22 protein-coding genes are annotated in these 25970 nt (G+C 67.0%); 8 read left to right on the top strand and 14 right to left on the bottom strand.

Annotation, left to right across the window (positions count from 1 at the left end; all coding sequences use genetic code 11):
• The first annotated feature begins 52 nt into the window (after positions 1-52).
• Entirely contained in the window at positions 53-1138 is a 1086-nt protein-coding gene (queG, locus tag AB5S05_RS05400) for a tRNA epoxyqueuosine(34) reductase QueG (protein ID WP_369286471.1), read from the top strand.
• On the opposite strand, the gene orn is transcribed toward queG, so the two are convergent.
• Both orn and AB5S05_RS05390 read right to left on the bottom strand, forming a co-directional pair.
• Positions 1135-1677, bottom strand: coding sequence for an oligoribonuclease (gene orn, locus AB5S05_RS05395; protein ID WP_369286470.1), 543 nt, complete (start codon positions 1675-1677; stop codon positions 1135-1137). The genes queG and orn overlap by 4 nt on opposite strands.
• Positions 1678-1734: 57 nt before the next feature.
• Positions 1735-2535: a class I SAM-dependent methyltransferase gene (locus AB5S05_RS05390; protein ID WP_438943543.1), complete on the bottom strand. Its 801-nt coding sequence runs from the start codon at positions 2533-2535 to the stop codon at positions 1735-1737.
• Between the two features lie 108 nt (positions 2536-2643).
• On the opposite strand from AB5S05_RS05390, the gene rsgA reads away from it, so the two are divergent.
• Positions 2644-3675, top strand: a complete 1032-nt coding sequence (gene rsgA / locus AB5S05_RS05385; protein WP_369286469.1) for a small ribosomal subunit biogenesis GTPase RsgA — start codon at positions 2644-2646, stop codon at positions 3673-3675.
• A 44-nt stretch (positions 3676-3719) separates the two neighbouring features.
• Here the strand turns inward: rsgA and motB are convergent, their stop codons facing one another.
• Positions 3720-4742, bottom strand: a complete 1023-nt coding sequence (gene motB / locus AB5S05_RS05380) for a flagellar motor protein MotB (protein ID WP_369286468.1) — start codon at positions 4740-4742, stop codon at positions 3720-3722.
• A gap of 5 nt (positions 4743-4747) precedes the next feature.
• Entirely contained in the window at positions 4748-5596 is an 849-nt protein-coding gene (gene motA / locus AB5S05_RS05375; protein WP_369286467.1) for a flagellar motor stator protein MotA, read from the bottom strand.
• A gap of 113 nt (positions 5597-5709) precedes the next feature.
• Here motA and AB5S05_RS05370 point away from each other — a divergent pair, with 113 nt between their 5' ends.
• The 5 genes from AB5S05_RS05370 to AB5S05_RS05350 all read left to right on the top strand — a co-directional run bounded on the left by AB5S05_RS05370 (position 5710) and on the right by AB5S05_RS05350 (position 13116).
• A complete protein-coding gene (locus AB5S05_RS05370) occupies positions 5710-7236 on the top strand; it encodes an HDOD domain-containing protein (protein ID WP_369286466.1) in 1527 nt (508 codons plus the stop codon).
• Between the two features lie 46 nt (positions 7237-7282).
• The gene (locus AB5S05_RS05365) at positions 7283-8098 is read left to right on the top strand and encodes a rhodanese-like domain-containing protein (protein WP_369286465.1); all 816 of its coding nucleotides are present in this window, start codon (positions 7283-7285) and stop codon (positions 8096-8098) included.
• Positions 8099-8119: 21 nt separating this feature from the next.
• Entirely contained in the window at positions 8120-8983 is an 864-nt protein-coding gene (gene asd / locus AB5S05_RS05360) for an archaetidylserine decarboxylase (RefSeq protein ID WP_369286464.1), read from the top strand.
• A 194-nt stretch (positions 8984-9177) separates the two neighbouring features.
• Entirely contained in the window at positions 9178-10983 is a 1806-nt protein-coding gene (locus tag AB5S05_RS05355) for a cyclic-di-GMP receptor FimW-related protein (RefSeq protein WP_369286463.1), read from the top strand.
• 63 nt (positions 10984-11046) lie between these two features.
• The gene (locus tag AB5S05_RS05350; protein WP_369286462.1) at positions 11047-13116 is read left to right on the top strand and encodes an EAL domain-containing response regulator; all 2070 of its coding nucleotides are present in this window, start codon (positions 11047-11049) and stop codon (positions 13114-13116) included.
• Between the two features lie 54 nt (positions 13117-13170).
• Here AB5S05_RS05350 and serB read toward each other — a convergent pair whose 3' ends face one another.
• Positions 13171-14385 (bottom strand): phosphoserine phosphatase SerB, encoded by a 1215-nt coding sequence (gene serB, locus AB5S05_RS05345; RefSeq protein ID WP_369286461.1) that lies wholly within the window; start codon positions 14383-14385, stop codon positions 13171-13173.
• 167 nt (positions 14386-14552) lie between these two features.
• Between serB and AB5S05_RS05340 the strand changes: the two genes are divergently transcribed.
• Positions 14553-16076 (top strand): AhpA/YtjB family protein, encoded by a 1524-nt coding sequence (locus AB5S05_RS05340; RefSeq protein ID WP_369286460.1) that lies wholly within the window; start codon positions 14553-14555, stop codon positions 16074-16076.
• 15 nt (positions 16077-16091) lie between these two features.
• Here the strand turns inward: AB5S05_RS05340 and AB5S05_RS05335 are convergent, their stop codons facing one another.
• From AB5S05_RS05335 to AB5S05_RS05295, 9 genes are read right to left on the bottom strand one after another with little or no spacing between them, the layout of a single operon-like run.
• Positions 16092-16793, bottom strand: coding sequence for a PqiC family protein (locus AB5S05_RS05335; RefSeq protein ID WP_369286459.1), 702 nt, complete (start codon positions 16791-16793; stop codon positions 16092-16094).
• A gap of 7 nt (positions 16794-16800) precedes the next feature.
• Positions 16801-17754 carry an MlaD family protein gene (locus AB5S05_RS05330; RefSeq protein ID WP_369286458.1) on the bottom strand — a complete coding sequence of 318 codons (954 nt, stop codon included), beginning with the start codon at positions 17752-17754 and terminating at the stop codon, positions 16801-16803.
• The gene (locus tag AB5S05_RS05325; protein WP_369286457.1) at positions 17751-18521 is read right to left on the bottom strand and encodes an ABC transporter ATP-binding protein; all 771 of its coding nucleotides are present in this window, start codon (positions 18519-18521) and stop codon (positions 17751-17753) included. The genes AB5S05_RS05330 and AB5S05_RS05325 overlap by 4 nt, the downstream gene beginning before the upstream one ends.
• Position 18522: 1 nt before the next feature.
• A complete protein-coding gene (locus AB5S05_RS05320) occupies positions 18523-19653 on the bottom strand; it encodes an MlaE family ABC transporter permease (protein ID WP_369286456.1) in 1131 nt (376 codons plus the stop codon).
• A 13-nt stretch (positions 19654-19666) separates the two neighbouring features.
• The gene (gene parC / locus AB5S05_RS05315) at positions 19667-21925 is read right to left on the bottom strand and encodes a DNA topoisomerase IV subunit A (protein ID WP_369286455.1); all 2259 of its coding nucleotides are present in this window, start codon (positions 21923-21925) and stop codon (positions 19667-19669) included.
• Positions 21926-21932: 7 nt separating this feature from the next.
• A complete protein-coding gene (locus AB5S05_RS05310) occupies positions 21933-22457 on the bottom strand; it encodes a retropepsin-like aspartic protease family protein (RefSeq protein WP_369286454.1) in 525 nt (174 codons plus the stop codon).
• Positions 22454-23440 carry an esterase-like activity of phytase family protein gene (locus AB5S05_RS05305; RefSeq protein WP_438943542.1) on the bottom strand — a complete coding sequence of 329 codons (987 nt, stop codon included), beginning with the start codon at positions 23438-23440 and terminating at the stop codon, positions 22454-22456. The genes AB5S05_RS05310 and AB5S05_RS05305 overlap by 4 nt, the downstream gene beginning before the upstream one ends.
• Positions 23440-25338 carry a DNA topoisomerase IV subunit B gene (parE, locus tag AB5S05_RS05300; protein WP_369286452.1) on the bottom strand — a complete coding sequence of 633 codons (1899 nt, stop codon included), beginning with the start codon at positions 25336-25338 and terminating at the stop codon, positions 23440-23442. Before parE ends, AB5S05_RS05305 begins: the two co-directional genes overlap by 1 nt.
• On the bottom strand, positions 25316-25963 hold the full coding sequence (locus tag AB5S05_RS05295; RefSeq protein ID WP_369286450.1) for a YqiA/YcfP family alpha/beta fold hydrolase: 648 nt from the start codon (positions 25961-25963) through the stop codon (positions 25316-25318). The genes parE and AB5S05_RS05295 overlap by 23 nt, the downstream gene beginning before the upstream one ends.
• Positions 25964-25970 lie beyond the last annotated feature (7 nt).

Raw genomic sequence — 25970 nt, 5'->3', positions numbered from 1 at the left:
CTCCGATGTCTGGCAGAATTATACCCACCTCCACCCAGGTTTCTCCTCCAGCATGCCTGTTTCCCCCGCCGATCTCGCCAGCCTCGCCCAATCGATCAAGATCTGGGGCCGCGAGCTGGGCTTTCAGCAGGTCGGTATCGCCGGCCTGGATCTGGCCGAGCACGAGGCGCACCTGCAGCGCTGGCTGGCGGCCGGCTATCAGGGCGAGATGGACTACATGGCCGCCCATGGCAGCAAACGCTCACACCCCGACCAGCTGGTGCCCGGCACCCTGCGGGTGGTGTCGCTGCGCATGGACTACCTGCCGGGCGACACGCGCATGGCCGAACGCCTGGGCGAGCCGGAAAAGGCCTATGTGTCGCGCTACGCCCTGGGCCGCGATTACCATAAGCTGATCCGCAAGCGCCTGCAGCAGCTGGCCGAGCGCATCCAGCAGGCCATCGGTCCATTTGGCTACCGCGCCTTCGTCGACAGCGCTCCGGTGCTGGAGAAAGCCATCGCCGAGCAGGCCGGACTCGGCTGGATCGGCAAGAACACCCTGGTCCTCAACCGCAAGGCCGGCAGCTATTTCTTCCTCGGCGAGCTGTTCGTCGACATCCCCCTGCCGCTCGATGCGCCTCACGCCAGCGAGCACTGCGGGCGCTGCACGGCCTGCCTGGACATCTGCCCGACCGCCGCCTTCGTCGCGCCTTACGTGCTGGATGCGCGGCGCTGTATCTCCTACCTGACTATCGAGCTGAAGGGCCCGATTCCACAGGAGTTGCGTGCCCCGATCGGCAACCGGGTGTTCGGCTGCGACGATTGCCAGATGGTCTGCCCGTGGAACCGCTTCGCCCGCCCCACCGAGCAAGGCGACTTCCAGCCGCGCCACGGCCTGGAAAATGCCGAGCTGGCCGCCCTGTTCCGCTGGAGCGAGGAAGAGTTCCTCAGCCGCACCGAGGGCTCGCCGCTGCGCCGGGCAGGCTACGAGCGCTGGCTGCGCAACCTGGCGGTGGGCCTGGGCAATGCGCCCTCGAGCATCGCGGTACTGCAGGCGCTCCAGGCGCGCCGCGAGCACCCCTCGGCACTGGTGCGCGAACACGTCGAATGGGCACTCGCGCAACACGCCGCGCGTGGCGCCGCACCGAGCGCCGGTTAGACCTTGAGGAAGTGCTCGCGGTAGTAGCGCAGTTCGCCGATGGACTCGCGGATGTCGTCCAGCGCCAGGTGGCTGGCCTTCTTCTGGAAGCCGTCCTTGAGCTGCGGCGCCCAACGCTCGGCGAGTATCTTCAGGGTCGAGACGTCCAGGTAGCGGTAATGGAAATAGGCCTCGAGGGCCGGCATATAGCGGTAGAGAAAGCGCCGATCCTGACCGATGCTGTTGCCACAGATCGGCGACTTGCCCTTGGGCACCCACTGCTCGAGAAAGGCAAGCGTCATGGCCTCGGCCTGCGCGGTGTCTATCTTGCTGTCACGCACACGCTGGGTCAGGCCACTCTCGCCATGGGTGCGGGTGCACCACTCGTCCATGCCGGCGAGCAGCTCATCGCTCTGGTGCACGGCAATCACCGGCCCCTCGGCCAGCACGTTCAGCTGGCTGTCGGTGATGACGGTGGCCATTTCGATGATGACGTCCTTTTCCGGATCCAGACCGGTCATTTCCAGGTCGATCCAGATCAAGTTCTGTGGGTTCTGCATGGTGCGCTCCTCGGCTAGAACCGGCAGTTTAACGAAAATCATCGGCCGGCGATGCGCCTACGACTTGCCTGGCAGACGCCACAACAGCAGGCGCGAGCGGCGCCAGTCATGCAGCTCGATCGCCTCGTCGGCGGCCACCCCTGGCACCTCGAAGCTGTTGCTGACCAGCCAGGCACCACCGGCCATCTGCGCGCAGGCCTTGTTCCAGAGTGCGGCCATGGGGGCCGGCGAAAGAAAACAATAGGCCACGTCGAACTCGGCCAGGTCGGTGCGCCAGAGGCTCTGGTAGCGAATCTGGCAGTTGCCCTGGCCCAGACAACGCAACCAGGCGACGAGGAACGACAGGGGCGCGGTCTCCACCCCGACGAACTGGGCCCGGGGAAACTGCCGGGCCAGCGCCAGCAGGGTGCCGGCCGGCCCGCAGCCCAGGTCGACGAAGCGAAATGCCGGCGCCCGCCGAGCCAGCAGCTCGACGAGGCGACGGCGACAGCGAACCCCGCTGAGGTAGAGCGGCACCCGCTCGCCGACGCTGTTCCAGTTGAGCAGCGCCAGCAGCACAAAGGCGGCAAGGAACACCCAGGAGGGCAGCGGCGCGCCGGCGAAGACCAGCAAGGCCGGCACGAAGGCCAGGTTCAACCACCACCAGCTGCGCGACAAGCCGAGCCAGCGGCCGAAACTGGCGGCCAGCAACCCCTGCACCAGGCCCGCCGCCAACCAGGTCGGGCGCCAGGCCGAGAACTGCGCGAGCAGCACCACCAGTGCCGCGAGCAGCAAGGTCGCGGCCAGCTGCGCCAACAGGGCCAGCAACGCCGGATAGCGGCCGCCCAGCCGTCGAATCAACCGCACCTGCTCCATCATCACGCCTCTCCACCTGCCCGGCGACTCGCCATACGCCAGCGCTAGTCTAACTGCGGCGCGTGCTAGACTCGCGACCGGTTTTCACTGCTATTCAACCTCGGAACCCTCATGGCCAAACGCCAACTCAACCGCCGGCAAAGCTGGCGAATCGACAAGATCCAGGGCGAGCGCGCCGCCCGCGCCGCCAAGCGCGAATCCCAGGCCGTGCAGACCCTGGAAGGCGGCGACCTCGGCGCGGAGCAAGTCGGCCTGGTGATCGCCCACTTCGGCGTCCAGGTCGAGGTGGAAGCCCAGGAGGGCGAACTGACCGGCCAGGTGTTCCGTTGCCACCTGCGCGCCAACCTGCCGACCCTGGTCACCGGCGATCGGGTGGTCTGGCGCCCGGGCAACCAAGGCATCGGCGTGATAGTCGCGCAACTGCCGCGTACCACCGAGCTGTGCAGGCCCGACAACCGCGGCCAGCTCAAGCCGGTCGCCGCCAACGTCGATCTGATCGTGATCGTCTTTGCCCCACTGCCCGAACCCCATGCCAACCTGATCGACCGCTACCTGGTCGCCGCCGAACACGCCGGCATCCGCCCGCTGTTGCTGCTGAACAAGGCCGACCTGATCGACGAACAGAACGCCGTGGCGCTGAATGCCCTGCTCGCGGTGTATCGCCAGCTGGGCTACCCGCTGCTGGAGGTCTCGGCCCACCAGGGCGACGGCATGGACCAGCTCAAGCAGCAGCTCGATGGTCATGTCAGCGTATTCGTCGGCCAGTCCGGAGTCGGCAAGTCGTCGCTGGTCAACAGCCTGCTGCCCGGCATCGACACCCGGGTCGGCGCGCTCTCGGAGCTGACCGGCAAGGGCACCCACACCACCACCACCGCGCGCCTGTTCCACTTCCCCGGCGGTGGTGAACTGATCGACTCTCCCGGCATCCGCGAGTTCGGCCTGGTGCATGTCAGCCGCGACGACGTCGAGGCGGGCTTCATCGAGTTCCACGAGCTGCTCGGTCACTGCCGCTTCCGCGACTGCAAGCACGACCGCGAACCGGGCTGCGCCCTGCTCAAGGCCCTCGAGGAGGGGCGCATTCAGCCGCAGCGCATGGCCAGCTACCGGCACATCATCGCCAGCCTGCCCGAAGACGACTACTAAAGCGCAGGCCGCACTCGACCGCGGCCCCTGCGTGTCGGCTCCGCCTATTCCCCCGCCGGATCGAGCAGCAACTGTCCCTGATCGAAGATATTCAGGCGCTCGCGCACCTCGGTCGACGGCAAGGGGGCGGCCGCAGGCTCGACTGGCGATGCGGTGGGGGCGGCCTGATCAGGCGGCGCCGCGGGCGACGAATCGCCGCTGCCATCCTGCTCGCCCTCGATGGCCCGCTGGGCCTTCTTGGTCAGTACCACGATGTCGATGCGCCGGTTGACCGGATTGAGCGGATCGTCACGATCGAACAGGGCCGAGGACGCGTAGCCGACCACCCGCGCGACCTGCGCCTCATCGTAGCCGCCGGCGATCAGGGCGCGGCGAGCCGCATTGGCCCGGTTGGCGGAGAGTTCCCAGTTGCCGTATTCGCCGTCACCGGCAAAGGGTTTGGCATCGGTATGGCCACTGATGCTGATCTTGTTCGGCACCGCCTTGATGGTGTCGGCCAGGGCCAGCAGGATGTCCTCGAAATACGGCTGCAGACGCGCGCTGCCGCTGGCAAACATCGGCCGGTTCTCGGCATCCATGATCTGGATGCGCAGGCCGTCCTGGGTGATCTCGAAGAGGATCTGGTCCTTGAAACGCTGCAGCTGCGGGTTTTCCTCGACCTTGTTCTGCAGCTCCTGCAACAGCAGCTCGAGGCGTTCGCGCTCGACCTCTTCGGCAATACCTTCGGCCTGATCGGGGGCAACCTGGCCTGGCTCGATCTCGCGCTGCTCGCCCTCGGTCTGGTCGTCGACCGGCTGGTTGAGGGTGCGGTCCGGTGCCGGCGTCGGCGAGCCGCCCAGGTCGATCACGAAGGGGCTGGCGCTTTCGGAGAAACCGATGGGGTCCTTGAAGTACCCGGAGATCAGCTTCTTCTGCTCGGGCGTGGCCACCGACATCAGCCACATCACCAGGAAGAAGGCCATCATGGCCGTGGCGAAGTCGGCGAAGGCGATTTTCCAGGCGCCACCATGGTGGCCGCCCGCCGTCTTCTTGACCCGCTTGACGATAATCGGCTGGTTATTTTCCATAGCGCTTAGCCACGCATGGCCTGCTCAAGTTCGCTGAAGCTCGGCCGGTGGGCGGGGTACAGCGTCTTGCGCGCGAACTCCACCGCCAGCGACGGCGGCATTCCGGAGGCCGAAGACACCAGACCGGCCTTGATCGCCTCGTAGACGTTCACCTCCTCCTTGGCGTCGTGCTCCAGGGCACCGGACAGCGGCCCGAAGAAGCCATAGGAGGCGAGGATCCCGAGGAAGGTGCCGACCAGCGCGGTCCCGACCTTTTCGCCGATCTCGGCGTTATCGGCTTCGGCGAGAACCGACATGGTGATCACGATCCCCAGCACCGCCGCGACGATACCCATGGCCGGCATGCCATCGGCGACCTTGGCCACGGCGTGGGCCGGATGCTCCAGTTCCTCCTTGAGGCTGGCGATCTCCATGTCGAACAATCCTTCCAGCTCATGGGGGGCCATGTTGCCCGAGGACATGATGCGCAGGTAGTCGCAGATGAAGGCGGTCATCCGCTCGTCCTTGAGAATGCCCGGGTACTTGCTGAATATCGGGCTGGCCGCCGGCTCCTCGATATCGGCCTCGATCGCCATCATGCCCTCGCGCCGGCTCTTGTTGAGGATCTCGTAGATCAGCTTGAGCACGTCCAGGTAGTAGGCGTGACTGAAGCGCGAGCTGAACATCTTCAGCGACTTCTTGAATACCTGCATGAACATGCTGCCGGGGTTGGCCTGGAGAAAGGCGCCCAGCGCCGCGCCGCCGATGATCATGACTTCGAAAGGATGGACGAGCGCCATGAAATGCCCGCCCGAGAGGATGAATCCGCCGAACACGCTGGCGAACACGACGATGATGCCGATGATTTTTGCCATAAAAAGAAACTTGCGAGGCCTGTAGTAGAGGGTTTTTGCAAATCAACCCTTCTATGTATCGGAAGTAATGCGCGAGACTATAGCCAGTTAAGGCTAAAAGCCAGCGTGGCTAAATGCACAGATCGCCGTCCCCTTCCCTACCGCGTACCCTCGACAATTGGCTCGAGCGGCTGGACAAACAAGCGCTGCCGATACCGCTCGCCAGCCACCAGAGCGTGAGCCGCGCGCTGAACGACAGCCGCCGTTCGCTGCGCGAAATTGCCGACCTGATGCAAGGCAGCCCGGCCCTGGCGCTGAGCGTACTGCGCGAAGCCAATCGGCATGCCGGCAGCTTCAGCGAACCGGCGGAGAGCCTGGAGAGCGCGCTGGGGCGCCTGGGCTTGCAGCGCACCGCCGAGCTGCTGAAACGCCAGCCGGCCTGCGCCGCCGAGGACATCCCCCTGCCGCTGCGGCAGCTGCAGCTGATCAGTCAGCACGCCACGCAGCAGGCCAATGGCCTGTTCGCCGGGCGCCTGGCGCGACTCTGGCAGGAGATCCACTGGGGCAGCCTGCTGTTCCTCGCGCCGGTCTGGACGCTGCTGGCGGCGCAGCCCGAGCTGTTCGACGCCTGGGAGCAACGCGTACTGACCCGGGGCGAGCCGGCCGCCAGGGTCGAGCAACAGCTGCTCGGCGTGCCCCTGCTCGAGCTCTGCCTGGCCCTGGCCGAACGCTGGCGTCTGCCCGACTGGATAATCCAGGGCTACCGCCTGCTCTGCGAAGACCGCCGGCAACTGGTCAAGGCCCTGCATATCGCCCGCGACAACCAGCACCCCCTGCATCAACAGCAACTGCTCGACGCCGACAGCGCGTTGCGCCGCTGGCTGACCCGACCCGCCAACAGCATCCTGCTGGCCAACGGCCTGGCACTCTCTGCCCATGTCGCCTGGAGCGAATCCCACAGCCTGCGCTGGCAGCGCCTGACCGGCCTGTACCTGCACCTGTCACTTGACGAGGTGCAGCAGCAGGTCCACCAGCACGCCGTGCAGAGCGCCCGCCAGCACGCCAGCGGCGACCTCTGGCACCCTGCGCAGGCGCTACTCTGGCCCTGGAGCGCCCGGCGCCTGCGCGCCATGCCGCCCCCAGCCAAGCCCCCCGCGCCCGCAGCGGATGCCTGGCGCGAGCACTGCGCGCGCCTGCTCGCCCAGCCCAGCGCGTTCAACAATGTCGCCCAATTGACCGGATGCGCCAGCCTGGCCCTGCAGGCCGCCGGCCTGCAACGCGTGCTGCTGTTGCTCGCCGACCGCAGCCACAGCCGCCTGCAGGCCCAGCAGCAACTGGGCCTGCCAGCCGCGGCGGGCAGTCTGAAGCTCGATCCGCAGCACAGCCAGGTACTTCGCCGCCTGCTCCAGGCGCCTGCGCAGCTGCGCCTGACGCCGGCCAACATCGCGCAGTTCTCCGCGCTGCTGCCCGGCTCGCTGAAGGCGCTGTTCCCCAGCGAGCACCTGCTGCTCCGCTCGCTGGCCAACCAGGGCCGGGTCGTGATGATTCTGGTCGCCGACCAGGCCGGCAGCGCCATCGACGATACCGCCCTGCGCGCCTTCACCAAGACCGCGCAATGCATCGAGCGCGCCCTGACCAGCTTCGGCAAACGCGAGCGCTAGGCTTTCCGCTACAATCGCCCTTTTTCTTCCACCCACGAGGCCTCGCATGACAGCCTTCGCCGACCTGCCGCTGGTGATCGAACCGGCGGACCTGGCCAGTCGCCTGACGGCCCCCGAGCTGATCCTGGTCGACCTGACCAGCGCGCCGCGCTATGCCGCCGGACACATACCCGGCGCCCGCTTCGTCGACCCCAAGCGCACCCAGCTGGGCCAGCCGCCAGCCCCGGGCCTGCTGCCGGAGCGCCACGAACTGGAACGGCTGTTCGCCGAACTGGGGCATCGTCCCGATGCCGTCTACGTGGTCTACGACGATGAAGGCGGCGGCTGGGCCGGGCGCTTCATCTGGCTGCTGGATGTGATCGGCCATCATCGCTATCACTACCTCAATGGCGGCTTGCAGGCCTGGCTGGCCGAGCAGCGACCACTGAGCAGCGAATCGCCGGCTCCGGCAAGCGCCAGCCTGAGCCTGACCCTGGACGATGCCCCGACGGCCACTCGCCACTACCTGCAGGGCCGGCTCGGCGCCGCCGACCTGGCCATCTGGGATGCCCGCTCGCCCGCCGAGTACTGCGGCGAGAAAGCCTTCGCGGCCAGGGCCGGACACATCCCCGGGGCGATCAATTTCGAGTGGACCGCCGGCATGGATCAATCGCGGGCCCTGCGCATTCGCCAGGACCTGGCCACGCAGCTGGCCGCCCTGGGCATCACCCCGGACAAGGAAGTCATCACCCACTGCCAGACGCACCACCGCTCGGGCTTCACCTACCTGGCGGCCAAGGCCCTCGGCTACCCGCGAGTCAAGGCCTATGCCGGCTCCTGGGGTGAATGGGGCAACCTCCCCGACACGCCGGTCGAGCGCTGATCCATCCCTTAAGGAAACCCGATGAAACAACGTCTGTTTATCCTCAGCCAGTACCTTCTGCCCCATCACCTGCTGTCGCGCCTGATCGGCTTCGCCGCCGAATGCCGTATCGACGCCTTCAAGAACCGCCTGATCAGCTGGTTCATCAAGCGCTATGGCGTCGACATGAGCGAAGCCCAGGTCGAGACCCCCAGCGCCTTCGAGCACTTCAATGCATTCTTCACCCGCGCCCTGAAGGACGGCGCGCGGCCGCTGGACTCGACGCCCGGCGCGATCCTCTGCCCGGCCGACGGCACGGTCAGCCAGCTGGGAACCATCGAGCATGGCCGGGTATTCCAGGCCAAGGGCCACAGTTTCAGCGTGGTCGAACTGCTTGGCGGCGACAGTGAGCGCGCCGCGCCGTTCATGGGCGGCGAGTTCGCCACCATCTACCTGTCGCCCAAGGACTATCATCGCGTGCACATGCCCCTGGCCGGCACGCTCAGGGAAATGGTCTACGTGCCGGGGCGACTGTTCTCGGTCAACCAGACCACCGCCGAAAACGTTCCCGAGCTGTTTGCCCGCAACGAGCGCGCGGTCTGCCTGTTCGACACCGAGCGCGGGCCGATGGCCGTGGTGCTGGTGGGCGCCATGATCGTCGCCTCGATCGAAACCGTCTGGGCCGGGTTGGTCACCCCACCCAAACGCGTCCTGAAGACCTTCCGCTACGATGAGGCGGCACGCGCGCCCATCACCCTGGACACCGGCGCCGAGATGGGACGCTTCAAGCTGGGCTCGACCGCGATCGTGCTGTTCGGCCCGAACCAGGTGCAGTGGGCCGAGGGGCTTGCGGCAAACGGCTCGGTGCGCATGGGCCAATGCCTGGGCAACGGCCTGAGCAGCTGAGCCGACGGCAGCCGCAGGGGCGCGGGTGATGAACCAGCGCCGCTGCCAGGCTCGCGCGCGAAAGCGACACAGGGTCACAGTACGGCCCGCCCGGGCCTGGCGATGGCTGCGGCGCCGCGTAGATGCTGCTAGAGTCTGCAACATATTCCCAGAAGCACCCGCCCTGCCTGTTGGTGTCGGAGCCTCCGAACTAGATGGATAAACACAGCCCGCACCTGTTACTCCGCGTTCCCACGCCGAACCAGCAAAGCCTGAAGTTCTGCCCTGCCAATCCGCGCGACCTCAAGCGCTGGATCGCCGGGTTGCCCAAAGCCAATATTGGCGAGACCGCACGCCAGCTCTACCAGGCACTGGTCGAACTCAATCAGCTGGTGACCCCCGCGGAAAACCGCCTGCAGATGCTGGAGCTGCTGCGCCCGGAGGTGTACTTCGTCTGCAGGCACCTGGAGCGCCACTTCCTCAATCAAGCCATCGTCCTCGATGAGCGACCGCGCAAGGTCGCCAACCTGTGCCAGGCCCTGCAGAATCACCTGGCCATCGGCTACAAGCTGATAGTCGCCAACATAGCCAGCCAGCCGCAGCGCGAGCGCAACCAGTTGCTGCTGGTCGCCCTGCAGCGCGCCACCCACAGCCTGTGCGCCCCGCTGATACGCGCCAGCCAGCTGTATTGCCCAGTACCCGAGGGGCTGTGGCTGGAGCTGCATCAGCTGTATCAGATCGCCCATGAACGGGGCCTGCACAAGCTGCCGCTCAGCGACCCCCTGGCCCGCCATACCCAAGGCTCGAGCACCGAGCAGAGCTACCTGGTCGCCCTGCTGCTCGGCTGCGCCCGGACCAACCAGATGCGCCAGAATGCAATCGCGCGCCTCGCCGAGGTCCTCGAACCCTGGAGCTCGCGGGTCAAGCTGCAGACGGGCAATGCCTCCTCGTGCCTGTTTGCCGTCGCCCCTCAGGTCGACGGGCCGCCCCGCTACAGTTCACTGTTCCAGCGCAGCGAACTGGCCAATGCCCTGGGCGTCGACCCCAGGGCATTGGTCGAGGCCATCACGCAACACCTGCAGGCCGCCGAGGACAGCAAGGTTCAGTCGGACCTGACGGTTCCCGAGGGCTTCAGCCTGGACATGTTGCAGCACCTGGCAGCCGCCTGGGGCGACATCTCCGAGCGCACCTTTCAGCGCACCCAGGGCCAGGGCACGCTGACCCTGTGCATCGGCATGAGCGCGCTGCACTTTTTCCTGAGCGGCAAACGCCCGTTCAACGAGATCCTCATGCGCCCGGCGCAAACCACCAGCGCGGTCTACCAGGCCGGCAGCGGTGCAGCCGATGTCTGGGCCAAGGCATTCGATGTACAGAAGAACAACGGCTGGGCCAATGGGCTGCCCATGGAAGAGATCGAATACGGCGCCAGCCAACCGAACGAAGGCCAACCGTCAGCCGCCAGCCAGGAAGAGCACCCCACCTTCAAGCTGCCGATCATCAACCACAGCCCCGGCGGCTACTGCCTGTCCTGGCCCAAGGAGGTGCCCAACCAGCTACAGGCCGGCGAACTGCTTGGCGTGCAGGACACCCCCGACCAGGGTTGGAGCGTCGCCGTGGTGCGCTGGATCCGCCAGGTGCGCGGCGGTGGCACCCAGATGGGCATCGAACTGATCGCCCCCCACGCCCAACCCTGCGGCCTGCAGTTGCTGCGCAAAACCGAGCAGCACAGCCAGTACCTGCGTACCCTGCTGTTGCCGGAAATCAGCGCCATCTCCCAGCCTGCCACCCTGATCACCCCGCGCCTGCCGTTTCAGGAAGGCAACAAGGTGATGATCAACCTCAACGGCAACGAAAGCCGGGCGGTACTCAGCCGCCGTCAGAGCAGCACCGGCAGCTTCAACCAGTTCGAGTACCGCAGCGTCGAGCAGGCGCCCAGCGAGCAAGGGAAGCCCGTCACAGCCTCGCAAAGCCGCAAGCCAGGCGGGGAGGAAGACTTTGACTCACTTTGGAAGTCGCTGTAGATTGCCGGCTCACTACCTTTTGTCGCCTTTTCGCGCCCGTTTGGCGCCGACTTGATCCCTGCCATGGCCATTGAAAAAAAAACCATACGGCTACTGATCCTCGAAGACTCACAGAACGAGGCCGAGCGCCTCGTCAGTCTTTTCCGTAATGCCGGCCGCGCCACCCGCGTGCACCGGCTGACGTCCAGCGAAGACCTGGCCGACGCCCTGCAGCAAGGCTGGGACCTGTTGATTGCCGCGCCCAGCAGCGAACACCTGGCCCCCAGCGAAGCCATAGCGGCGATTCGACGGCAGGCCAAAGACATCCCGGTGATCCAGCTGCTCGCCGATAACGACTCCGACGGCATCACCGAGGCCCTGGCCCTGGGCGCTCAGGATGCGCTGCCACAGGGCGAGGACGAACGCCTGGTGCTGGTGGCCAAGCGCGAGCTGGCCAACCTGGAAGAACGCCGCGCCCGACGCACCGCCGAAGTGGCCCTGCGCGAGGCGGAAAAACGCTGTCAACTGCTGCTCGACAGCTCGGTCGACGCCATCACCTATGTCCACGACGGCATGCATATCTATGCCAACCGCGCCTACCTCGAGCTGTTCGGCTACGAGGATGCCGACGAGCTGGAGGGCATGCCGATGATCGACCTGATCGCGGCAGCCGATCAGGCCAGCTTCAAGGACTTTCTGAAGAACCACCAGCACCTCGAGGGCAACGCCGAGATAGCCTGTGCCGGGGTCAAGGCCAGTGGCAAGACGTTCCAGGCACGGATGAGCTTCTCGCCAGCCACCTACGACAGCGAGCCCTGCATCCAGGTGGTGATCCGGGCGGAGAGTGGCAATGCCGAACTGGAAGAGAAGCTGCGCGAGATCAGCAGCCAGGATCTGGTCACCGGCCTGTTCAACCGCAACCACTTCCTCGAACTGATGGACGCGGCCGCCGAGCGCGCCGTCAAGGCCGGCCAGCCCGCCAGCCTGGCCTACATCCGCCTCGACCGCTACCCCAGCCTGCTGGCGGAAGTCGGCCTGGCCGGCATCGATCTGCTGCTCACCGATCTGGCCAACCTGCTGCGTGGCCACTTTGCCGACGAGGCCAAGCTGGCCCGCTTCGGTGACGATGTCTTCACCGTGCTGCAGGCGGGTAAGACCCCCGAGCAGTGCGAGGCCGAACTCGCCAGCCTGTTGAAGAAAGTCGAGGGCCACCTGTTCGACGTCAGTGGCCGCACGGCCCAGACCACCCTGTCGATCGGCGTCGCCGGCCTCAACGAGAAGACCGTCAAGGCCCAGGAAGTGGTCAACCGCGCGCAACGCTGCGCCGACGAACTGGCCGAGGGCAACGCGCTGAAGCTGTTCGATCCAGCCGATGAACTGGCCGCCGCCGCCAACCGCGGCAACATAGTCGCCATGGTCCAGCAGGCCCTGGAAAACAACAGTTTCCGCCTGCTGTTCCAACCCATCATCAGCCTGCGCGGCGACAGCCATGAGCACTACGAGGTGCTGCTGCGCCTGCTCAGCCCACAGGGCGAGGAAGTGCCTCCGCCGGACTTCCTCAATGCGGCCAAGGAGGCCGGCCTCGGCGAGAAGATCGACCGCTGGGTGATCCTCAACTCGATCAAGCTGCTTGCCGACCATCGCAACAAGGGCCACAACACCCGCCTGTTCGTTCACCTGTCGAGCGCCAGCCTGCAGGACCAGACCCTGCTGCCCTGGCTCAGCGTGGCCCTGAAGGCCGCGCGCCTGCCCTCGGACGCCCTGGCGTTCCAGTTCAGCGAGCCGGACGCCATCGCCTACCTGAAGCAGGCCAAGGCCCTGACCCATGGCCTCAAGGAGCTGCACTGCCAGGTGGCGCTGAGCCAGTTCGGCTGTGCGATCAACCCTTTCAACACCCTCAAGCACCTGAATATCGACTTCGTCAAACTCGACGGCTCCTTCTCCCAGGAGCTGTCCTCGGCGGACAACCAGGAGGCGCTCAAGGCCCTGCTGGCCAGCCTGCATGCCCAGGCCAAGCTGACCATAGTGCCGTTCATCGAGAGTGCCAGTGTGCTGGCCATTCTCTGGCAGGCAGGGGTCAACTACATCCAGGGCCACTACCTGCAGGGTCCCAGCCAGTCGATGGACTACGATTTCTCCGCCGGCGACGAATAGGCCGCGGCAGAAACGAAAAAGCCGCCCGAAGGCGGCTTTTTCATGGCTGGACGGTTACGCCAGGCCGTCGCGGTCGCGAAAGCCCAACAGGTAGAGAATGCCATCCAGGCCCAGGGTGGAAATCGCCTGTTTGGCCGATTGCTTGACCAGTGGCTTGGCCCGAAAGGCCACCCCCAGCCCGGCCAGCCCCAGCATCGGCAGATCGTTGGCACCGTCGCCGACGGCAATGGTCTGCTCCAGTTGCAGCCCTTCACGCAACGCCAGTTCGCGAAGCAGGTCGGCCTTGCGCTGGGCGTCGACGATCGGCTCGACCGCGACCCCCGTGACCCGGCCATCGACGATCTGCAGCTCATTGGCGAACACATAATCGATGCCCAGCTTGGCTTGCAGCTGGTTGGCGAAGTAACTGAAACCGCCAGACAGGATCGCCGTCTTGTAGCCCAGGCGACGCAATTCGCCGAACAGGGTTTCGGCACCCTCGGTCAGGCGCAGCGAGGCGCCGATGTCCGCCAGCACGGTTTCCGGCAGGCCCTTGAGCAGGGCCAGGCGTTCCCTGAAGCTGGCGGCGAAGTCCAGCTCGCCACGCATCGCCCGCTCGGTGATGGCCGAGACCTGCTCGCCCACGCCGGCGGCTTTGGCCAGCTCGTCGATCACCTCGGCCTCGATCAGCGTCGAGTCCATGTCGAATACCGCCAGGCGCCGATTGCGCCGGAACAGCGAGTCGCGCTGGAAGGCGATGTCGACGTTGAGCTCCTGGGCCACGCTGAGGAACTCGGCCCGCAGCGCCACCGGGTCGGCCGGCTCGCCGCGCACGGAGAACTCGATGCAGCCCTTGCCCTGCTCGGCCGGCATGTCCAGCGGCATGCGCCCGGACAGGCGGTCGATATGATCGATGTTCAGCTGGTATTTGGCGGTGATGGCGCTGACCCGCTGCAGCTGCTCGGCGGTGACCTTGCGGGTCAGCAGGGTGACGATATGCCGTGGCTTGCCCTGCCCCGCCACCCACTGCTGGTAATCGGCTTCGGCCACAGGGGTGAAGCGCACCTGCTGGTCGAGCTTGTAGGCGGTGAACAGCACATCCTTGAGCACCGAGGAGGCGCGCTCGGTGTGCGGGATTTCCACCAGGATGCCGAAGGACAGGGTGTCGTGGATCACCGCCTGGCCGATGTCGAGGATATTCACCCCCTCTTGAGCCAGCACGCCGGTTATCGCGGCGGTCAGGCCGGGACGGTCTTCGCCGGTGATATTGATCAGGACGATTTCGCGCAAGGCGTACCCTCCGGGGTTCGAGTAGTGATGAGCGGCCCGCCCAATGGGTCGCCGAAAGCCGCACATTCTACCCATTTTCCCCGCCATACGGGCACGCGCGACGCTTTGCCCTGTGCAGTGCCCTCGCTATACTGCGCGGCATCTCCAGTCGACAAGAGCCGAGCTCTGTGAACCGGCCCGCCCCCGTCAAACCCGATAACTTCTTCCTGTTGCTGTTTCAGGCCCTGCGCCAACGGCGGGTTCCCCTGGCCCTGCGCATCGCCAGCCACAGCCTCCTGCTGGTGGCGCTGGCCCTGGTGATCTACGCCTGGGTGATCGGCATGCAGTTCAAGCAGGCCATGCAGCAGCAGGCCGATGCCCTCGGTACCAGCCTGATCACCCAGACGGCGGCCTCGGCCACCGAACTGCTGGTATCCAACGATATCCTCAGCCTCAATGTGCTGCTGAGCAACCTGGTGAAGAACCCGCTGGTGGCCCATGCGGCGATCTACAGCGTGGACAACCGCATCCTCGCCGAGGCTGGCTCTCGACCGAGCACCAGCATGCTCGGCGATACCGAGGGGCTGTATTCGACGCCCATCACCTTTCAGGAGGTGATCGCCGGCCAGCTGCGCATCAGCCTGGACATGCGCCAGTTCCAGCAGCCAATGACCATCAGCCTGCAGAGCATGGGCATCCTCAGCCTGATCCTGCTGGCGCTGGCCCTGTCCCTGAGCATGCGCCTGGGCCGGCACATCGCCACGCCACTGCTGCAACTGCGCATCTGGCTGCGCGACCCGGACGACCCGGCCCCCGGCTCGACACGCCAGGACGAGATCGGCGACCTGGCCCGTCAACTGCAAGCGCGCCTAGTGCCGGAGAAGCCGGCGATCACGGCCGAGGACGACTATCCGCAGCCTGCCGATGAGGACGACGAAGACTACCTTGAAGAGCTCGACGACGAGCCCGGCTTCCGCGAGCAGGACCTGAGCGATCCGCCGTTCGACGAGGCGCAAGCAGAATACGACGAGCCAGCCCCGCAACCGGCCGCCTTCGGCAGCGCAGCACAGCAGGCAGCGGCGGCGGACGACGAACTCGACGAGTCACTCGCCCCGCCCACCCTGCATCTGCGCGAGCCCCAGCACAGTGCCGTGCTGGCGATCCAGCTGGGCGCCCAGGAACAATTGCGCCGTCTGCCCCGCGCGCGCCTGCTCGATCTGCTGCAACGCTACCGCGACTGCTTGAACCAGGCTGCAGCCCTCTACCGGGGCGAACTGCACACCCTCAACGACGGCAGCAGCCTGATGCTGTTCCACCAGCAGGACAGCGGCGAAGACTACCTGGCCCACGCCATCTGCTGCGGCGAGCTGATGCGCGCCCTGGGGCATGCCCTGCAGGTCGAGGTGGCCGACAGCGGCATCACCCTGCAACTGCAACTGGGCCTGACCCAGGGCGACGAGCTGTTCGACCTGAGCCAGGGCGAGCTGCTGCTCAGCGACAGCGCCCAGGATGCCCTGGCCCTGTCCCAGCACAGTCGCAACCTGCTGCTGCTCGAGCGCCAGGTCGGCGACGATCCGCGCGTGCGCCAGCGCGCCCGGATCCGCGCCATCGCCAGCCCGGAAGGCGCCTGCTGCGTCGAACGCCTGCTGGACCCCTATCCGTCGCTGCTGGAACGCCAGCTGGCGAGCATGCACGAACAGCGCCCGCACTAAGCGCGGCGCGCTCACTCAGAAGCGGAACACATCCAGCTGCGGGTTCGGCTCGAGCACCGGCAAGCGCTGGCTGCGCGCCGGCGGCTTGGCGGGCGCGGCGGGTGCGCTCTTGCGCGCCGGCGCCCGCTCGGCCACCGGCATGGCCTTGATCGCCAGGGCCAGCTCATCCGCCAGCTGGCGCAACAGCACGCTCTGGGCATGCACCTGATCGGCGACCGAACCGCCGTGGGCGGTCTGCAGGCGCAGCACCCGGCTGCCGCGCTGCACCCCGGCGGCGTCGAGCAGTCGCCACTGCGCCTCCAGCACGGCCGGCTGCAACGCGCCGGAATCCAGGCGGCTGATATTCAGGACCACCTGCACCTGGCTGTCGAAACCGATGCGGTCCGGGTAGAGGGCGATGCGACTGGTATCCAGCTGCCCCGCCAACTGGCGCAGGAGCAACTGACCGATGTCGTCCTGCAGGCTGCCGGCCCAGCGCGTGCGCTGGCTGAGGGTCAGGCTGTCATCGGCCTCGCGTTGCACCAGCTGCTCGCGCTGCAGGTAATCGGCCAGCTTCAACGGACCGAGCAGCAATGCCGGCCCCTTGTCGCCTTCGGGCAGGGCGGCCTGGCCCTGCTCCAACTGGTAGAACTGCGCCGAGGGCAGCAGCGCACAACCATGCAGGGTCAGCGCCGCGAACAGCAGTAACAATGGCGGCGAGAAGCGCATCGGTTTCATCGAAACATCACCTTGATTTACCAAAAATAAGCGACTGGGGTTGCTGATCGAGCCCTTCGGCCAGGCGCTGAACGGCCTTGCCGGCCAGGCTCAGCTCCTGCAATGCACGCAACGCCTCGTACTGTAGCGCGGATTCTGGCCCAAGACTGTGGCGACTGTCAGCCACCAGTGCGTTGACCTGCTCCACGGCCTGCGCCGTGCCTTGTGCAGCCCGGCGAATGTCTTCGACCGCCGCCCGCAGGTCGCTGCTGCCCTGCTGGACGTTATCCATGATCGGCGGCAGCTGCTGCTCCAGGCGGCCGCTGAGGCGATCGAGCTTGGCCAGCAGCTGGCTCATGCTGCTCAGGCTCTGCTGCAGATCGCTCGAGCTGCTCAGCTTCTCCACCGCCTGCAGGGTCCGCTGGGCCGACTCGGCCAGATCCTGCAGCGGCAACTGACGCAGGCTGCCGGCCAGCTCGCGCAGCACGTCGGCGATCTGATCGATCCGCGACGGCACGCTGGGGATGGTCGGCAGCTCGAGCTCATGGGGCGTGCGCACATAGCCTGGCTGCTCGGGAAACATGTCCAGGGCGACGATCGCCTTGCCGGTCAACAGGCTGGGGGTCTGCAACTGGGCGCGCAGACCGCGCTCGACCAGCTGACCGATGAACTGGTCCAGTCCGCGCCCCGCCTCGCGCTCTCGCCCCGGATCGCTGATGCGCAGCACCACCGGCATCACCACGTCGTTGAGCTGGGGGTCGTAGGACAGGCGAATCTCCTGCACGGTACCGACCTTGACCCCGCGATAGGTCACATCGGCGCCGACATCCAGGCCATCGAGGCTACCGGTGAAGTAGACCACATACTCGCTCGGCTGGCTGAACCAGCTGTCGCGCGCGAGCATCAGGATGCCCAGAGCCAGCAGCGCCAGGCCGGTCAACAGGAAGGCGCCGATGAACAAGGGTTTGCGTGCTTCGCTCATGGTACCTCCGCTGCTGGCAGGGCCGGGTCCCGGCGCAGAAAGCGCCGAACCTGAGCCGGGCCGTGGGCCAGCAGTTCCTGTGGGCTGCCCAGGGCCAGCTGGGTATGGCTCTGACTGTCGAGAAACAGGCAGGTATCGGCCACCCTGAAGATGCTCGGTAGCTCGTGGGTAACCAGCACGATGCTGGCGCCCAGGCTGTCGCGCAACTGCAGGATCAATTCGTCGAGGGCCATGGAGCTGAGCGGGTCGAGACCGGCCGAGGGCTCGTCGAGAAACAGCACCTGCGGGTCCAGGGCCAGCGCCCTGGCCAGCGCCGCACGCTTGCGCATGCCGCCCGACAGCTGCGCCGGATACAACTCGTCGCAGCCGGCCAGGCCGACCAGGGCCAGCTTGAGCGCCGCCAGCTCGGTGCGCTCGACCGCCTGCAGCCGTTGCCGGTAGGCCGCCAGAGGCAGGCAGATATTCTCGCGCAGGGTCATCGCCCCCCAGAGCGCGCCATTCTGGTAGAGCACGCCGAACTGCTGCTGCAGTTGGGTGCGCCGCTCCTCGCTGCACGCCCAGAAGTCCTCGCCCTTGAACGACACCCGTCCGGCCAGTGGTGCCTGCAGGCCAATCAGGTGGCGCAGCAGGGTGCTCTTGCCGCAACCGCTGCCGCCCATCACCACGAACACCTCGCCATGGCGCACCGAGAACTCCAGCTCGCGCTGCACCACCAGGCTGCCATAGCCGGCGCTGAGCCGCTCGATGCGCAACACCGGCTCGCTCATCTCAGATCCCCAGGCGGGTGCAGATCAGGGTGATCAGGGCATCGCTGACCACCAGGGCGACGACGATACTGACCACCGCGCGGGTGGTCGCCTGGCCCACCGCCTGGGCATCGCGCCCGCTGGCCAGGCCATAGTGACAGCCGATCAGGCCGATCAGCACGGCGAACACCAGGCTCTTAAAGATGCCCAGCAGGAAGTCGGCGAGGCTGAGCAGCGCCAGGCTCTGGTTGAGGTATTGGGTCGCGGAGATGTCGAACAGCCCGGCACCGATGACGAAGCCGCCGAGGATACCCAGGGCATCGGCGAAGGCGCACAGCAGCGGCATGGCCACCAGCAGTGCGAGCAGGCGCGGCAGAACGAGGAACTCCAGGGGCGGGAAGCCGAAGGTCTTCAGCGCATCGATCTCCTCGTTGGCCTGCATGCTGCCGAGTTCCGCGGCATAGGCCGCACCGGTGCGGCCAGCCATGATCACCGCGGTCATCAGCGCGCCCATCTCGCGGGTCATGCCGATGGCGACCATGTTGGCGATGTACAGCTGGGCGCCGAAGGCCTCCAGCTGCGCCGCGCCGACGAATGCCAGGATCAGGCCGACCAGGGTGGCAATCAGCGCGACTATCGGCAGCGCACCCGGCCCGCAGTGCTGCAGCGCCAGCCAGAAGTCACTGCCACGCATGCGCCCGCGCCCACGCAGCTGGCGCCCTAGGGCCTGCACCACCTCGCCGAGGAAGCGGCAGGCGCGGCCGAGACTGGCCAGCCCCACCAGCACCAGAAGGCCCAGCCGGGACACCGGGCCGAAACGTGGGCGCGGCCGTCCCTGGGGTTGCGTGGAGGGCGTGGCCGCCATCTGCAGCAGGCGTTCAACACCGTCGGGCAGGCCCTGCCACTGCAGTTCTACCTGCTGCGCCTTGGCCAGGCGCTGCAGACGCCGCAGCAGGGCCAGCAGGCTGCTGTCCCAGGCGCTCACCGCCACCTCGACCGCCACCTGCCGCCCTCGCTGCCGGCGGCCATGCCAGACGGCCTCAAGGTCTGGCTTGGCGACCTCCAGCAGCCAGGCGCCCTCTATTTGCAGACGCGCCGCCTGACCGTCTTCAGGCGCCCACTGCAACCCCGCTGCCTGCACGCCCTCAGTCATCCGCTCTCCCCGGTTAGCTCAGGCTCTCCACCAGCAGCCCATCGACCCGCTGGAATCCGCGCGGCAGCTTGTTGCCGCGGCGGCCGCGCTCGCCCTTGTAGTGCTCCAGGTCATCGGCCTTGAGCGACAGGGTGCGCTTGCCGGCCTGCAACACCAGGGTACTGCCGGCCGGCAGCACGGCCAGATCGCTCAGGTACTCCTCGCGGCTGGCCACCCGCTCGCCGGGAATGCCGATGATCTTGTTGCCCTTGCCCTTGCCCAGCTGCGGAAGGTCGGCCACCTTGAACAATAATAGGCGACCCTCGCTAGTGACCGCCGCCAGCCAGTCTTCCTCGCGATTGCCCAGCGGCTTGGGCGGCATCACCCGGGCCCCGACCGGCAGACTGAGCAGGGCCTTGCCGGCCTTGTTCTTGGCCTGCAGGTCCTCGCCCTTGACCACGAAGCCGTAGCCGGCATCGGAGGCGATCACATACAGGGCATTGTCCTCCGGCAGCAGCACGCATTCGAAGCTGGCCCCCGGCGGCGGCGCCAGGCGCCCGGTCAGCGGTTCGCCCTGGCCCCGCGCCGAGGGCAGCGAGTGGGCGGCCAGCGAATAGCTGCGTCCGGTCGAGTCGATAAACACCGCGTACTGGTTCGAGCGCCCCGGCGCCGCGGCCTTGAAGCCGTCGCCAGCCTTGTAGGAGAGCCCGGTGGCATCGATGTCATGGCCCTTGGCGCAGCGCACCCAGCCCTTCTCCGAGATCACCACGGTGACCGGCTCGGTCGGCATCAACTCGGTTTCCGACAGAGCGCGGGCCTCGGCGCGGGCGACGATCGGCGAGCGGCGTGCGTCGCCATAGGTCTCGGCGTCCTGAATGATCTCGTCGCGCACCAGTTTCTTCAGCTTGGCCTCGCTGCCGAGCAGGGCCAGCAGCTTGGCGCGCTCCTTGGCCAGCGCGTCCTGCTCGCCGCGGATCTTCATCTCCTCCAGGCGCGCCAGCTGACGCAGGCGGGTGTCGAGGATGTAGTCGGCCTGCACCTCGGTGAGGCCGAAGCGCGCCATCAGCACCGGCTTGGGCGAGTCCTCGGTGCGGATGATATGGATCACCTCGTCGAGGTTGAGGAAGGCGACCAGCAAGCCTTCCAACAGGTGCAGGCGCTTCTCCACCTTGTCCAGGCGGAACTGCAGGCGCCGGCGCACGGTGCCGACCCGGTACTCCAGCCACTCGCGCAGCATCTGCCGCAGGTTCTTCACCTGGGGTTTGCCGTCCAGGCCGATGACGTTGGTATTGACCCGGTAGCTGGACTCCAGGTCGGTGGTGGCGAACAGGTGCTGCATCAGTTCGTCGGCGTCGACCCGGTTGGAGCGCGGGATGATGACGATGCGGCACGGATGCTCGTGGTCCGACTCGTCACGCAGGTCGGCGACCATCGGCAGTTTCTTGGCCTGCATCTGCCCAGCGATCTGCTCCAGCACCTTAGAGCCGGAGACCTGGTGCGGCAGCGCGGTAACCACGATGTCGCCGTCCTCGATGCGGTATACCGCGCGCATACGCACCGAGCCACGGCCGGTCTCGTAGATCTTCAGCAGGTCGGCGCGCGCGGTGATGACCTCTGCCTCGGTGGGGAAGTCAGGTCCCAGCACGTGCTCGCAGAGCTGCTCGACCGTGGCATCGGGCTGATCGAGCAGGCGCACGCAGGCCGCCGCCACCTCGCGCAGGTTGTGCGGCGGCACGTCGGTGGCCATGCCCACGGCGATGCCGGTGGTGCCATTGAGCAGCAGGTTGGGCAGCCGCGCCGGCAGGGTCGCCGGCTCGTTCATCGTGCCGTCGAAGTTCGGCACCCAGTCCACTGTGCCCTGGCCCAGTTCGGCGAGCAGCACCTCGGAGTAGCGAGACAGGCGCGCCTCGGTGTAGCGCATGGCGGCGAACGACTTGGGATCGTCCGGCGCGCCCCAGTTGCCCTGGCCGTCGACCAGGGTATAGCGGTAGCTGAACGGCTGGGCCATCAGCACCATGGCCTCGTAGCAGGCCGAGTCGCCGTGCGGGTGGAACTTGCCGAGCACGTCGCCGACGGTGCGCGCTGACTTCTTGTGCTTGGAGTCGGCGTCCAGGCCCAGTTCGCTCATGGCGTAGACGATGCGCCGCTGCACCGGCTTCAAGCCATCGCCGATATGCGGCAGGGCGCGGTCCATGATCACGTACATCGAATAGTTGAGATACGCCTGCTCGGTAAAGTCGGCGAGGGAGCGGCGCTCAACGCCGTCCAGGCTCAAATCGAGGGATTCGCTCATGCGGGTCTCATTGCAAGGTGGATTGGCGCAGCACCAGGGTGCCCGCGCGCTGGGTAAATTCGAGTTGTTTGAGGGCGCTCATGCCCAGCAGCACCTCTTCGCCGGTCATGCCGGGGGCGATCAGCGCGTCGACGTCGCGCAGGACGATATCGCCCAACTTGAGGCTGCCCAGGCGGGTCCGGTGGGCGGTGGCCTGGCCGTTGGCGGTGCTGATCAGGATAGGGGCACCGGGCTGCAGGCCCAGGCGTCGGGCCAGCTCGACCGGCACCGCCACCTGGGTGGCACCGGTGTCGAGCAGGAAGGTCACGGGTGCGCCGTTGATCTGCCCGCCGGCCAGGTAATGGCCCTGGCGACTGCTGGCCAACTGCACCTCGACGAAGTCGCTGCCATGCACCGACTCGGGACTGCGATTGGGATTACGCTGGTTGTCTTCCCAGTCGCCGAAGAAGCGCGTGGCCAGCAGCAAGCCGGCGCCCCAGGCCAGCACCAGCATCACCCGTCCGGCCCGGCGGCCGGGTACTGGCGGGCTCACCGGGTGCTTCCCCAGCCGCCCTTGGGTGCGGCGAAACGCCAGACGATCGGCCGCAGCTCGCCATCGCCGCGGGCATTGCGACCGTTGTCGAGGCCGATCCAGGCGCCCTCCTCGTCGATCCACAGAGCCTCGGCCATGCCATAGGGCTTGTCATAATGCCGCGCCTCGGTGAGCGCCTCGGCGGCGAACGACCAGCAGCGCTCGAGTTCGCCATCACTCAACTGGCGGCGACAGATGCGGTGCGCCTGGCGTTCCAGGGTAAAGAGCTTCTCCCGGTGGAAGGCCAGCCCGGAGAAATCCCGCGGCATTGGCTTGCCGCCCTCGGCCGGCGCCGGCAGCGGCTCGCTGCCGCCCTCGCTGAGCAATACGCAGCCGCCGCTGCAGTGCCAGCGACTGGCCTGCTTGTGCAGCACCAGCAGCCCGCGGCGCTGGCGCTCGCCCGCCAGCCACAGGCGCTCGCCGGCCGGGTCGATGGCAATGCCCTCGAGCAGCGCATTGAAATGCAGCAGCATGCCACTGGCCCGCGCCTGGCGCACCATTCCCGGCGGCAGCGCCAGCCACTGCGGCTGGCCGAACGGCGCCAGCTGCAGGACCGCCGCCCGCGCCTCGCTGACCAGGTAGCGGTTGCCCTGCGCGTCGCAGGACAGCCCCTCGAAATCCAGGCCGCCGCCACGCACCAGGGCGGTCAGCCAGCTGCGCATGCGCACCCCCCAGGGCAGCGGAATAGGCGGCGCCGGTGGTGCGATGAATGACTCGGCCTCGGCCTGCCACAGGCCATCCTGGCTGTTCAGGCGATAGAGGCGGTCGTCCTCGCGGTCCGACACCGCCCACAGGGCGCCGTCGCACCAGGCCAGGCCCGACAGGTTGCCGGCGGGGATGCCCTCGACCGGCCGTTCCTCGAGCAGTTGCAGCTCCTCCAGCGCTGGCGAAGCGGCCAGCACCGGCATCGTCAACAGGGCCAACAGGGCGCCCAGGCCACGCATCAGAGCAGGACCTCGGCCAGGTTGCCCTTGGACTCCAGCCAGCACTTGCGGTCGCCGGCGCGCTTCTTGGCCAGCAGCATGTCCATGATTTCCCGGGTGCCTTCGAAGTCATCCAGGGTCAACTGCACCAGGCGCCGGGTGTTGGGGTCCATGGTGGTTTCGCGCAGCTGCGGCGGGTTCATCTCGCCCAGGCCCTTGAAGCGGGTCACCTGGGGCTTGCCGCGGCGCTTCTCGGCCACCAGGCGATCGAGGATGCCGTCACGCTCGGCATCGTCCAGGGCATAGAAGATCTCCTTGCCCAGGTCGATGCGGTACAGCGGCGGCATCGCCACATAGACATGCCCGGCATCGACCAGCGGGCGGAAGTGGCGAACGAACAGGGCGCAGAGCAAGGTGGCGATGTGCAGGCCGTCGGAGTCGGCGTCGGCGAGGATGCAGATCTTGCCGTAGCGCAGCTGGGTCAGATCACTGGAGCCCGGGTCGAGGCCGATGGCCACGGCGATGTCGTGAACCTCCTGGCTGGCCAGGACTTCGCCGCCGTCGACCTCCCAGGTGTTGAGGATCTTGCCGCGCAGCGGCATGATCGCCTGGAATTCCTTGTCCCGCGCCTGCTTGGCGCTGCCACCGGCAGAATCCCCCTCGACCAGAAACAGTTCGGAGCGCATGGGGTCCTGCCCGGCGCAGTCGGCCAGCTTGCCCGGCAGCGCCGGGCCCTGGGTGATCTTCTTGCGCTCGACCTTCTTGCCGGCCTTGAGCCGGCGGTTGGCGTTGCTGATGGCCAGTTCGGCCAGCTGCTGGCCCAGCTCCGGGTGGGCGTTGAGCCAGAGGCTGAAGGCATCCTTGACCACCCCGGAGACGAAGGCCGCGGCCTCGCGCGAGGACAGGCGCTCCTTGGTCTGCCCGGAGAACTGGGCGTCCTGCATCTTGGTCGAGAGCACGAAGGCGATGCGCTCCCAGATATCCTCCGGCGCCAGCTTGACCCCGCGCGGCAGCAGGTTGCGGAACTCGCAGAACTCGCGCATGGCGTCCAGCAGGCCCTGGCGCAACCCGTTGACGTGGGTGCCGCCCTGGGCCGTGGGGATCAGGTTGACGTAGCTTTCCTGCACGCTTTCGCCGCCCTCTGGCAGCCACAGCAGGGCCCAGTCCACCGCCTCCTTGTTGCCGCTGAGGCTGCCGCAGAAGGGGGTGTCGGGCAGGCGTGGATACTCGCTGACCGCATCGGCCAGGTAGGAGCGCAGGCCATCCTCGTACAGCCACTCGACGCGCTCGCCGCTGGCCTTGTCCTCGAAGCTGACCGCCAGACCGGGACACAACACGGCCTTGGCCTTGAGCACGTGCTTGAGGCGGCTGACCGAAAACTTGAAGGAGTCGAAGTACTTGGCGTCCGGCCAGAAGTGCACGCTGGTGCCGGTGTTGCGCTTGCCGACGCTGCCGACGACCTGCAGGTCGCTGGCCTTGAAGCCATCGGCGAAGCTCATCTGGTACTCGTTGCCATCGCGCTTGACCGTCACCACCACCCGGGTCGACAGGGCGTTGACCACCGAGATGCCGACGCCGTGCAGGCCGCCGGAGAACTGGTAGTTCTTGTTGGAGAACTTGCCGCCGGCATGCAGCTTGGTGAGGATCAACTCGACCCCGGGTACGCCTTCCTCCGGGTGGATGTCCACCGGCATGCCGCGGCCATCGTCGAGCACCTCCAGGGAATTGTCCTGATGCAGAATCACCTGGATCGACCTGGCATGGCCGGCCAGGGCCTCGTCGACGCTGTTGTCGATGACTTCCTGGGCCAGGTGGTTGGGCCGGCTGGTGTCGGTATACATGCCCGGGCGTTTGCGCACCGGATCCAGGCCGGAAAGGACTTCGATGGCGTCTGCGTTATAGGCGTTCTGCTGGGCCATGGGGTCTCGAATCGTCTTGAAGGTCGGAAAAGTCGATATGGCGCCAGCGAGTGGCGTCGATACCGGCGAAGGCGAAAAGCATCGGCAGGCGCTCGGCGAAGCCCTGAAAACCATGGTCGCCGCCGGCCTGGATGCGCAGTGCGCAGGCCCGGTAGTAGCGCTCGGCCTGGCGGTAATCGAGGGTTTCGTCGGCCGTCTGCAGCCACACCTGATAGCGCGCGGGGTCCTGCGGCGGTGGCACCTCCAGCTCGGCCAGCGCCGCCACGTGCTCGGCGGTCAGCTCCCAGGTTTCGTCGCTGTAGTAATTCTGTTGCGGGCCCAGGTAGCCGTCGAACAACAGGTGCGGGCGCACCGCCGGGTTGATCAGCAGCGCACGCAAGCCATACCGCTCGGCCAGGTGGGTCGCATAGTAGCCGCCCAGGGAACTGCCGACCAGCACCGGCCGGCCGAGCTCGCCAATCAGCGCCTCGGCCTGGGCGATGGCCTGACGCGGATGGTGGTGCAGGGCCGGCACGCGCAACTGCGGCGCCAGGTCGAGGCGCTGCATAGCACGCCACAGCTGGCTGGCCTTGAGTGAGGCGGGCGAGCTGTTGAGGCCGTGAAGATAGAGGATGCTTGGAGTCATGGGCTGG

The organism is Pseudomonas zhanjiangensis (assembly GCF_041027545.1).
GTDB lineage: Bacteria > Pseudomonadota > Gammaproteobacteria > Pseudomonadales > Pseudomonadaceae > Aquipseudomonas > Aquipseudomonas zhanjiangensis.
This window is presented reverse-complemented; position numbering and strand designations above follow the sequence as displayed.

Coding starts and splice junctions, on each gene's coding strand:
- queG (WP_369286471.1), top strand. CDS start 53: ATGCCTGTTTCCCCCGCCGATCTCGCCAGCCTCGCCCAATCGATCAAG.
- orn (WP_369286470.1), bottom strand. CDS start 1,677: ATGCAGAACCCACAGAACTTGATCTGGATCGACCTGGAAATGACCGGT.
- AB5S05_RS05390 (WP_438943543.1), bottom strand. CDS start 2,535: ATGATGGAGCAGGTGCGGTTGATTCGACGGCTGGGCGGCCGCTATCCG.
- rsgA (WP_369286469.1), top strand. CDS start 2,644: ATGGCCAAACGCCAACTCAACCGCCGGCAAAGCTGGCGAATCGACAAG.
- motB (WP_369286468.1), bottom strand. CDS start 4,742: ATGGAAAATAACCAGCCGATTATCGTCAAGCGGGTCAAGAAGACGGCG.
- motA (WP_369286467.1), bottom strand. CDS start 5,596: ATGGCAAAAATCATCGGCATCATCGTCGTGTTCGCCAGCGTGTTCGGC.
- AB5S05_RS05370 (WP_369286466.1), top strand. CDS start 5,710: ATGCACAGATCGCCGTCCCCTTCCCTACCGCGTACCCTCGACAATTGG.
- AB5S05_RS05365 (WP_369286465.1), top strand. CDS start 7,283: ATGACAGCCTTCGCCGACCTGCCGCTGGTGATCGAACCGGCGGACCTG.
- asd (WP_369286464.1), top strand. CDS start 8,120: ATGAAACAACGTCTGTTTATCCTCAGCCAGTACCTTCTGCCCCATCAC.
- AB5S05_RS05355 (WP_369286463.1), top strand. CDS start 9,178: ATGGATAAACACAGCCCGCACCTGTTACTCCGCGTTCCCACGCCGAAC.
- AB5S05_RS05350 (WP_369286462.1), top strand. CDS start 11,047: ATGGCCATTGAAAAAAAAACCATACGGCTACTGATCCTCGAAGACTCA.
- AB5S05_RS05335 (WP_369286459.1), bottom strand. CDS start 16,793: ATGAAACCGATGCGCTTCTCGCCGCCATTGTTACTGCTGTTCGCGGCG.
- AB5S05_RS05330 (WP_369286458.1), bottom strand. CDS start 17,754: ATGAGCGAAGCACGCAAACCCTTGTTCATCGGCGCCTTCCTGTTGACC.
- AB5S05_RS05325 (WP_369286457.1), bottom strand. CDS start 18,521: ATGAGCGAGCCGGTGTTGCGCATCGAGCGGCTCAGCGCCGGCTATGGC.
- AB5S05_RS05320 (WP_369286456.1), bottom strand. CDS start 19,653: ATGACTGAGGGCGTGCAGGCAGCGGGGTTGCAGTGGGCGCCTGAAGAC.
- parC (WP_369286455.1), bottom strand. CDS start 21,925: ATGAGCGAATCCCTCGATTTGAGCCTGGACGGCGTTGAGCGCCGCTCC.
- AB5S05_RS05305 (WP_438943542.1), bottom strand. CDS start 23,440: ATGCGTGGCCTGGGCGCCCTGTTGGCCCTGTTGACGATGCCGGTGCTG.
- parE (WP_369286452.1), bottom strand. CDS start 25,338: ATGGCCCAGCAGAACGCCTATAACGCAGACGCCATCGAAGTCCTTTCC.
- AB5S05_RS05295 (WP_369286450.1), bottom strand. CDS start 25,963: ATGACTCCAAGCATCCTCTATCTTCACGGCCTCAACAGCTCGCCCGCC.